This window comes from Stackebrandtia soli (assembly GCF_965137155.1).
Classification (GTDB): Bacteria; Actinomycetota; Actinomycetes; order Mycobacteriales; family Micromonosporaceae; genus Stackebrandtia; species Stackebrandtia soli.
Window position 1 is genome coordinate 1 of sequence record NZ_CBCRZX010000081.1, and the last position, 9,188, is coordinate 9,188.

A 9,188-nucleotide genomic window follows, 5' to 3' on the forward strand; every position below is an offset into this window, starting at 1 on the left:
GCGGCTGGGGTGGGCTCGTCATCCGGCCACTCTAGAGGCCGTCTCGCCGCCCGGCGGATCGGCTGCGACGGCCGGGGAACGGAGCCAGGGCCGTTCCGAGAAGCGGTCCGGCGCAACGGAAACACCGTCGTTGCAGCACGCAGGCGATTCACCCGCTCGACGCTCCCGTCGAGACCCGCGCGTCACGCCGCCGCGTCGGTGTCCATATGCGGTACGCGGTCGGCGCCGATTCGCTCCATGCGTCGAGTTCCCCATACCCCCAAGGGAATCAGCGCCGCGTTGAGTTCATAGCCGATCGGCGTCAGGGAGTACTCGACACGCGGCGGAACCTCGCGGTACACCTCACGATGGACGATCCCGTCGGCCTCCAACTCGCGCAGCTGCTGGATCAGCACCTTCTCGCTGACGCCCGTCAACGCCCGACGCAGCACGCCGAAGCGACGCGGGCCGTTCTGCTCGAGCTCCCACAGGATCAACGACTTCCACTTGCCGCTGACGACGTCCATAGCCGCGTCGATGCCGCAGAAGTATGGTCCGCATCTCGGTTCGGTCACCATGACGCCCTCTCAACTCGATGCTTACTCACGGGTGAGTACCGAACAAAATAGTAGGTACTTGTCGATGGGGAGGTGTGGTGCGACGGTGGGGACGGGCGCCCAACCGCGATCAACCATCTCAAGGAGACTGTTCAATGTCGAAGATCTCGAACCGGGTGTCGGTACTCGGGCTCGGTGCGATGGGCACCGCTCTGGCGACCGCGCTCGTTCACGCCGACCATCACGTCACGGTCTGGAACCGAACCCCCGGCAAGGAAGCCGCGTTGACCGCCGCCGGCGCGCGGTCCGTCCCGACGGTCGCCGAGGCGATGGACGCCGAACTCGTGATCGTCTGTCTGCTCGACCACGCCTCCGTGATGGACACGGTGGACACGACGCCCGTACCGTCCGGCACCGCGTTGATCAACCTGACGAGCACGACGCCCAACGAATCCCGATCGCTCGCGGAATGGGCGCGCGGTCGTGAGATCCCGTTCCTCGACGGGGGCATCATGGCGACCCCGGCGATGATCGGCACCGAGGCCGGCAACATTATCTACAGTGGAGACAATGCGGTGTTCGAGGCCCACCGCGCGTTGTTGGAGACCTTCGGTACCGCCGACTATCTCGGCGCGGACGCGGGTACGGCCGCCACCGTCGACTTCGCGCTTCTCGCGGCGATGTACACGATGTTCGGCGGCTTCCAGCACGGCGCGGCGCTCGCGTCGACGGCGGGCATGTCGGCGAGCGCCTTCGCCGAGCGCGCCCACGCCCTGCTCGGAGCCCTCCTCGGAACCCTGTTCGACGAGGGGCGCGAGATCGACGCCGGTCGGCACACCGATCCGGCGCAGAACCTCGCGTTCACGAAGAAGGCCGTCGACGCGATCGTTCGCGCCGGACGTGACGCCGGAATCGACAACGCGTACCTGGAACCGACGCGCACCTTGATCGACCGCGCGGTCGCGGGTGGCGGACGCGAACTCGGCTCCTCGGCGTTGTACGAGCTGATCCGTCACCCGTGAGCGCGGTCGCGGNGCCGATGGACGTCGGCCCCGCGCCGGAGCGATCGCGGGTGTGCCCCGTCGTCCATGGACGACGGGGCGAACGTCAGCGTCGTCGCCACGGACCTTCGGGGATCGACGGACCACCGGGGTTCGACGGGTCCGGGTCAGTCGGATCGCTCGGGTCGGGGAAACCGGGGATGGACGGCCCGCCCGGACCGGGGGTCTCCGGATCGGTCGGATCGTCGCCGGGGTCCCCGTCGTCCTCTCCGGGCGGCGGTCCCCAGCCGTACGGGTTCTGCCCGACGAGGTCCTTCGGTTCGGTGAACTCGCCGTCGGGGTCGTCGGCCCACGACGCGGCGAGGATGCGCGCGGAGACGTTCGTCGGCATGCCGGTCATGCCGCCGCCGAGGAAGTTGCTCGGGTTGTCCGGGTCGGCCATGAACGACGCGACGGCGAGGTTCGGCGTGAACCCGGCGAACCACGCCGTCGAGTTCGAGTCGGTCGTTCCGGTCTTCCCGGCGACCGGGCCGCCGACCATTCCAGACACATAGGACGCGGTTCCGCCGCCGCCGCAACCGCCCGAGGCGGCGCCGTACCCGGTGGGGCACCGGGCGGCGTCGACGGCGGCGCGGGCGACCTCGACGTCGAGGACCTTCTCGGTGCGAGGCGCCATCGTCAGCGTCGCGCCCTGCGAGTCGAGGATGCGCTCCACCGGGGTCGGCTCCGCGCGGACGCCGTCGGCGGCGAGCGTGGCGTACGCGGACGCGAGCTCCAGCGGTGTCGTCGACGAGACGCCGAGCGTGAACGCGCCCCACGTGTCGGCCTTGTCGGCCTGCGCCTGGTCGGCGTCGGTGCGCCAGGTCAGCCCGAGACGTTCGGCCATCTCGACGGCCTTGTCGGCGCCGACGCGTTCGATGAGCTGCACGAAGTAGGTGTTGACGGAGCGCCCGAAGGCCGACCACATCGTGTGGCTGCCGGTCATCGACGGGTTGTCGTTGGCGGGGCACCAGTACATGCCGCAGGACGACGTCCCGCCGCCGCCGGGGTACTTCGTCGTGTACCGGTGCGGAGAGTAGATCGTCGTGTCGAGCTTCATGCCCTCTTCGAGGGCCGCGAGCATCGTGAACATCTTGAACGTCGATCCGGCCTGGTATCCGGCGAAGTCGTTGCCGCCGGTGAGCAGGGGATTCGTCGTGTTCGGGTAGTTGCCCGCGCCGTTCTCGGAGGCGTCCGGGTTGTAGTTGCGGTTGACGGCGAGGACGCGGACGAGACCGGTGCCCGGTTCGACGGCGGCCGAGCCGAGCGCGTACGGCGAGTCCTTCGACTGGTTCGCCGCGATGGCGTCCTCGGCGTCCTGCTGGAGGTCGACGTCCAGGGACGACACGATCGTGAACCCGCCCCGGTTGAGCAGGCCGAGGCGCTCCTGCGGGGTGTCGCCGAACGCCTTCTGCTGCGACCACCAATGCTCGAAGTAGTCGGCGAAGAAGCCGTAGTCGCTGCCGAGCGCCCCGAAGCCGTCGCCGGGGGTCTTGCCCGGGTCGAGTTCGATGTCGGCGTCGGTGATCTCCCTCGCCGTCGCGCGGTCGATGTAGCCCGCGGTCTCCATCCGTTCGAGGACGTAGCCGCGTCGGTCCTTGGCGGCGTCCGGGTCGCCCGAGATGGGGTCGTACTCGCTCGGGGACTGGACCAGCCCGGCGAGCAGAGCGGCCTCCGCCAGTTCGAGCTCGGCGGCGGGCTTGTCGAAGTACACCTGGGCCGCGGCGCCGATGCCGTACGCGCCGTGACCGAAGTAGACGGTGTTGAGGTAGTTCGTGAGGATCTCGTCCTTGCTCATCTCCTGCTCGACGGCGATCGCGTATCGCATCTCGCGGAGCTTGCGCTGCGGCGTCGTGGCGGTCGCCGCCTGCACCTCCTCCGGCGTCGTCGCGCTGTAGGCGAGCACCTGGCGGACGTACTGCATGGTGATCGTCGAGGCGCCCTCGGTCACCTCGCCGGAGGTGAAGTTCGCGATGAGGGCGCGGGCGATGCCCTTGGAGTCGACGCCGTTGTGCTCGTAGAAGCGGACGTCCTCGGCGGCGACGATCGCGTCCCGCATCACCTGGGAGATCTCGTCCGACTCCGCTTCGATGCGGTACTGGTCGCCGAACTTCGCGACGACCGTCTTACCGTCCGACGCGTACACTGTGGAGGCTTTGGGGGTGGGAGGGAGGCTGAAGTCGGGCGGCAGTGTGATGAAACTGTCGGCGGCGGCCTTGGCGGCCATCCCCGACATTCCGATGAGCGGCATGAGACCGGCGGCCAGCGCCAGTCCGGTGATGAGACTCAATCGCAGCAACCGCCACACGGCGGGCCAGCGCTGCTTGAACTGGAACCAGGCTCGTCGCCCACGCCTGTCTTTCGCCACAATGCACCTCCACGCACACGAAGGGCACGGCGTTTCGCCGTCCCCTCCCGCAAGAACCGTCGGTAGGCGCCCCCTACCTCGACGTCTCCGTCCTAACCTACGCGGAATACACGCGCCATGGGCGGCAGGGGTTGCCGCTGCGGCCTGGTTCACCAGGTCAGCGCGAGCGCGCCGAGGAACATGACGAACGGCGAACCGAAGCCGACGAGCAGCGCCAGCCGCTTCGCCCGGCCGGTCATGCGCCACGCGCCGATCGCGGAGACGAGCCCGGCCCCGCAGGCGGCCAACAGCACCAGACCGAGCCCCCAGCGCAGGAACAACCCGGCCGTCGTACCGATATAGACCGTTCGAGGGGTGTCGCCGACCGCCATCGCCGCGAGCTCCGCGCCGGCGCGCTCGGCGTCGGTGTCGCCGCTGATGCGGACCGTCGCCGACTGGGCGTGTTCCCCTGCGGGGACGAACGCGCCCTCGCAGCGCGGCGCGAAGCCTCCTGCCTCACAGTCTCGGACCGTGACGGTGCCCTCGGTGCGATGCCCGACACTCATCCACAGTGGTTCGGCCGAGACCCAGGCGATGAACGTCGACACGAGGGCCAGTGCGACGACGGCGAAGCAGGTGCGCGCGAGCCGCGCGGTCGAGTAGGCGGGCCGCCCGCCGTCGCGCGGTGGCCGGATCCGGGTCGAGCGGCGGGGAACGGACATGGCGGGGGCGGCATCCTCGTGGGCGGCGTTCCAAGCCGCCTGGATGGGCGCGATCGCGCGCAGCTCGTAGTCGACGGTCTGGGCGATCGGTTCACGGGTGTCCGCGTGGGTGCGGCAGCCGTCGTCGGGGTTGGGGGTGGCGTCGCGCGGCGGCGGCCAGGACGATTCGCCACCGATCCAGTCGTTCACGGTGGGTTGTTCGGGTGGCCATGCCGATGACGGCGTGAACGGCCGACCGTCCGTGCCCGCCGCGTCGCCTTGTTTCGGTGCCCCGTCGCCGCCCTTGTCCGACATTCTGCTTATTTCACACGTTCATCCCCGCCGATGTGGGCATTCCCGATCATCGGGCGTGGCCTGCGCCGCCGCTGAGTCCATAGAGAACATTCGCGCCACACGGCCGCGCATGCGCCCCCGTGTGGCGCGAACCCGTCTCGTCATCGGACCGTGCGGAGCGCGGGACGGCAAACCGGAGAAGGCGCCGCATCCCGGTGTTCGACGCCGTTGGCGTGCCGGAAGAACAGTGTGGGGGCTTCGACGACGCGTCCGATGGCGCTCGGGCGCCGCCGTAGCCGATCTGCCGGGTACCGAGACAGCCTCTATGCTTTCGGGTTATGAGTCACGTTCTCACCGCGGTCGCTTGGCCTTATGCCAACGGCCCGCGCCACATCGGTCACGTATCAGGCTTCGGGGTCCCCGCCGACATCTTCAGCCGGTACATGCGAATGGCCGGCCACGACGTGCTCATGGTGTCGGGCACCGACGAACACGGAACCCCGATCCTCGTCCAGGCCGACGAGGAGGGCCTGACGCCGCAGGAGGCCGCGAACAAGTACAACCGGATCATCGTCGAGGACCTCGCCGCGCTCGGCATGTCCTACGACCTGTTCACCCGGACGACGACCGGCAACCACTACGCGACCGTGCAGGAGATATTCACGGCGCTCAATGACAATGGTTACATCCTGAGCAAGGTCACGCTCGGCGCGATCTCCCCGTCGACGGGCCGGACGCTGCCCGACCGCTACATCGAGGGCACCTGCCCGATCTGCGGTTTCGACGGCGCCCGGGGCGACCAGTGCGACAACTGCGGCAACCAGCTCGACCCGGAAGACCTCATCGACCCGAAGTCGCGCATCAACGGCGAGACTCCGAAGTTCGTCGAGGAGGAGCACTTCTTCCTAGACCTGCCCGCGTTCGCCGACGCGTTGAACGCGTGGCTGGACACGCGAGACGGCTGGCGCCCCAACGTCGTCCGCTTCACCCGCAACCTGCTCGACGACCTCAAGCCCCGCGCCATCTCGCGGGACCTCGACTGGGGCGTGCCGGTGCCACTGGACGGCTGGCGCGACCGTCGCGACAAGCGTCTGTACGTGTGGTTCGACGCGGTCATCGGCTACCTGTCGGCGAGCATCGAGTGGGCCCGCCGCAGCGGCGACGCCGACGCGTGGCGACGCTGGTGGCAGGACCCGGACGCCCTGTCCTACTACTTCATGGGCAAGGACAACATCGTCTTCCACTCCGAGATCTGGCCGGCGATCCTGCTCGGAAACAACGGTCAGGGCGCGACGGGAGGCAAGCCGGGCGCGCTCGGCGAGCTGCGTCTGCCCACCGAGGTCGTCTCGAGTGAGTTCCTGACGATGGAGGGCAAGAAGTTCTCGTCGTCGCGTCGCGTCGTCATCTTCGTCCGTGACTTCCTCGAGCGGTACGACCCGGACGCGCTGCGGTACTTCATCGCCGTCGCGGGCCCGGAGAACCAGGACACCGACTTCACCTGGGCCGAGTTCGTCCGCCGCAACAACGACGAACTCGTCGCGGGCTGGGGCAACCTGATCAACCGGTCCGTGGCGATGGCCGCGAAGAACTTCGGCGCGGTGCCGCCGGCCGGGGAACTGATCGATGTGGACACCGAGCTGCTGGAGACGACGCGCGCCGCGTTCGGCGCCGTCGGGCAACTCCTGGCGGGCAACAAGGTCAAGGCCGCCATCGGCGAGACCATGAAGACGATCACCGCGGTCAACAAGTACCTCGCCGACTGCCAGCCGTGGAAGCTCAAGGACGACCTCGACAGGATGGCGACCGTCCTCCACGTCGCCCTACAGGCCGTCGACGACTGCAAGACGCTCATGGCGCCGTTCCTTCCGCACTCCTCGCAGAAGGTGCACGAACTGCTCGGCGGCGAGGGCGTCTTCAGCCCCATGCCGCGCATCGAGGAGGTCTCCGACCTGGACGGCACGGGGGCGCTCGGCGACGGCGTCTACCCGGTCCTGACCGGCGACTACGCCGACGTTCCGAGCTGGGAGTCCCGACCGATCAAGGTCGGTCACCCGCTGGAGAAACCGACGCCGATCTTCACCAAGCTCGATCCGTCCATCATCGACGAAGAACTCGCGCGGCTGGAGAACTGAGCCCAGCCGGTGACCACGTTCGTCCGAGTCCCCTTCGCACACCGCGAAGGGGACTCCCCTTTGCGCGGGTCTCGCCTACGTGTCATCGATCGCGTCGGCAACGGCGACCTCGCCGACGTTTCGAGGCCGACCGATAGCACTCGGTCGACGGCGCCACGCTCCTGTCGAACGTGAGCAATGGGGACGGAATCGACGCGGGCGCCCGATTGACGTTGTGACATAGCCTGGGGCGATGACGTACTCGCCCCCGCCCGGTCAACCTCCCCCTTTCGACCCGCCAGCGCAGCAACCCGGCCAAGCCACCCCGCCCGGCCAGTGGCAACCGTCCATGGGCCAGTCCACCCCTCCCGGGGGCTTCGCCCCGTCGCCTCCGGGTGGCGGCCCGACGCCCGCGGGCTCCTATCCGAGCCAGCCACCGTTCACGCCGTCGGAACCCGGCCAGGCCTACCCGCCAACCGACGCGACCTATCAGCAGTACGCGGGATCCTCCCAACCATCCCCTCTGTACAGCACCGACCCGCCGGTCCAGCCGTCGTCGACCGGTTCACCCGAGCAGCGCAAACCGATCGGCCTGATCATCGGCGCCATCACCGCCGTCCTCGTGCTCGCCGGCGTCACGATCACGCTCGGCGAGATCGGGGTCTTCGACCGCGAACCGAGCGCCAACGTCGCCGACGAGGAGACGACGAGCCCTCCCGACGCCGATCCGACCGCCGAACCCGAGCCGGGATCGCAGGACGGCGCGACGTACGCGATGAAGAAGCGACTGTGCGAGCAACTCGACGCGACGCCGGTCGAGGCGATCGCCCCGCTGTTCGGCCCCGTCATCACCGACAACGACTACGTGACCGATCCGAACACCGCCCGCTGCGACATCGAACTCGGGGACCCGCAGGGCGACTACCCGGAGTCGTTGATGCAGATCGAGGTCATCGCCGCGGACTCGCCGGAGCGCGCCACGTCCACGTACGACTTGTGGTTGGAGTCGTCGAAGACCACTCCCGAGGACGTCGACCTCAACCCGGAATGGGATCGCCTGCAGATCGGCTGGGGGAAACCGACCAGCGGCAGTTCGACCGTCGAACTCTATCTAGCGGACGGAAACCTCACCATGATGATCACAGTGGACGTCAAGGGTGTCGCGGCCGATCAGAGGCCGAAGGTCGAGGCCGCGCTCGCCAAGCTGTGCGAGGGGGTCCTGGGGACACTGGCCGAGTAGTCCTCAGCCGCCGACCGGGCCGCTCATGCCTCGATGAGGCCCGCCAGCCGCCGCATCGACCGCAAGGCCGAGCGCAGCTCCTGCAGATACCGGTCGGCCGTCGGTGGTTCCTGCCGGAGGTCGTCGTCCATGAGGGATGGGTCGTGCCCCACCGTCTCGACGGCGCAGTCGTACGGCAGCCCGATCGTCGCGATCGCGTCGCAGTGCTGGAACGGCACGTAGATCGCGGACGTGACGATGAGGACGCGCTCGCCGCCGGTGAGGTTCGCGACGTGCTCCGCCCAGAAACGGCAGGTGTCGGCCGTGTTGGCCCGTCGGGTGTCGGGTTCGCCGGACGGCGCCGCCACTGCCCAGAGCGGTATGTCGCCGGGACAGGCGATCCGAACGGAGCACCACGCCGTGCGTGGGTCGACGTCCGGGTCGCCGCCCGCCGTGCCGGTCGGCGCGTCCCCACCGAAGGCCCGGCGCAGGCCCAAGGCCAGGGCGTCGACCTCGTACCGGCACGCACCGTCGAACCGGGCCGTCAGGTCCCGCTCCTCGGTCGTCAAGGGGCGGTAGCCGCCGATCGCCGAAACGGTGCCCGCGTCGACGGAACGCAGGACCTCGTGGGCGTACCGGGTGCGGCCGAGGCAGGCGCGCGCCATACCGCCGAGGATGAGCACGTGGTCATAGCGGTCGAGTAGCGGCGTCTCGTGTCCGGCGAGACCGAGGGCCTTCGCCGCGTCGGTGATCGCGGCCTCGGTGGAGCCGTCGAAGCGGCGTCGCCGCGCCTCGTGTCGTTCGGCTCCGTGCCTGAAGTCCCAGTGCTCCGCGGAGAACGCCACCAACTCGTCCAACATGGCCAGAAGATCGCGCGCCCCCGCCGCCTGGCGCGACCCCGAGCGCGAACTGGACCCCGCCCCCGAGCGCGAATCGAGCC

General features: G+C 69.1%; 7 protein-coding genes. 3 read left to right on the top strand and 4 right to left on the bottom strand.

Annotation, left to right across the window (positions count from 1 at the left end; translation table 11 throughout):
- Positions 1-182 precede the first annotated feature (182 nt).
- Positions 183-557 (bottom strand): winged helix-turn-helix transcriptional regulator, encoded by a 375-nt coding sequence (locus tag ACM9NP_RS23695; RefSeq protein WP_415648992.1) that lies wholly within the window; start codon positions 555-557, stop codon positions 183-185.
- Between the two features lie 134 nt (positions 558-691).
- On the opposite strand from ACM9NP_RS23695, the gene ACM9NP_RS23700 reads away from it, so the two are divergent.
- Positions 692-1,558: an NAD(P)-dependent oxidoreductase gene (locus ACM9NP_RS23700; protein WP_415648993.1), complete on the top strand. Its 867-nt coding sequence runs from the start codon at positions 692-694 to the stop codon at positions 1,556-1,558.
- An 85-nt stretch (positions 1,559-1,643) separates the two neighbouring features.
- Here ACM9NP_RS23700 and ACM9NP_RS23705 read toward each other — a convergent pair whose 3' ends face one another.
- Positions 1,644-3,944 carry a transglycosylase domain-containing protein gene (locus tag ACM9NP_RS23705; protein ID WP_415648994.1) on the bottom strand — a complete coding sequence of 767 codons (2,301 nt, stop codon included), beginning with the start codon at positions 3,942-3,944 and terminating at the stop codon, positions 1,644-1,646.
- Between the two features lie 149 nt (positions 3,945-4,093).
- Positions 4,094-4,939 (bottom strand): hypothetical protein, encoded by an 846-nt coding sequence (locus ACM9NP_RS23710; RefSeq protein ID WP_415648995.1) that lies wholly within the window; start codon positions 4,937-4,939, stop codon positions 4,094-4,096.
- 317 nt (positions 4,940-5,256) lie between these two features.
- On the opposite strand from ACM9NP_RS23710, the gene metG reads away from it, so the two are divergent.
- Both metG and ACM9NP_RS23720 read left to right on the top strand, forming a co-directional pair.
- Positions 5,257-7,050, top strand: a complete 1,794-nt coding sequence (gene metG, locus ACM9NP_RS23715; RefSeq protein WP_415648996.1) for a methionine--tRNA ligase — start codon at positions 5,257-5,259, stop codon at positions 7,048-7,050.
- A 232-nt stretch (positions 7,051-7,282) separates the two neighbouring features.
- Positions 7,283-8,269, top strand: a complete 987-nt coding sequence (locus ACM9NP_RS23720) for a hypothetical protein (protein ID WP_415648997.1) — start codon at positions 7,283-7,285, stop codon at positions 8,267-8,269.
- Positions 8,270-8,292: 23 nt separating this feature from the next.
- On the opposite strand, the gene ACM9NP_RS23725 is transcribed toward ACM9NP_RS23720, so the two are convergent.
- The coding region (locus ACM9NP_RS23725; protein WP_415648998.1) for a hypothetical protein at positions 8,293-9,188 on the bottom strand (896 nt) is incomplete at its 5' end.

Bases quoted from the DNA above. Each gene is read 5' to 3' on its own strand.
- ACM9NP_RS23710 (WP_415648995.1), bottom strand. From the start codon at position 4,939: ATGTCGGACAAGGGCGGCGACGGGGCACCGAAACAAGGCGACGCGGCG.
- ACM9NP_RS23700 (WP_415648993.1), top strand. From the start codon at position 692: ATGTCGAAGATCTCGAACCGGGTGTCGGTACTCGGGCTCGGTGCGATG.
- ACM9NP_RS23695 (WP_415648992.1), bottom strand. From the start codon at position 557: ATGGTGACCGAACCGAGATGCGGACCATACTTCTGCGGCATCGACGCG.
- metG (WP_415648996.1), top strand. From the start codon at position 5,257: ATGAGTCACGTTCTCACCGCGGTCGCTTGGCCTTATGCCAACGGCCCG.
- ACM9NP_RS23720 (WP_415648997.1), top strand. From the start codon at position 7,283: ATGACGTACTCGCCCCCGCCCGGTCAACCTCCCCCTTTCGACCCGCCA.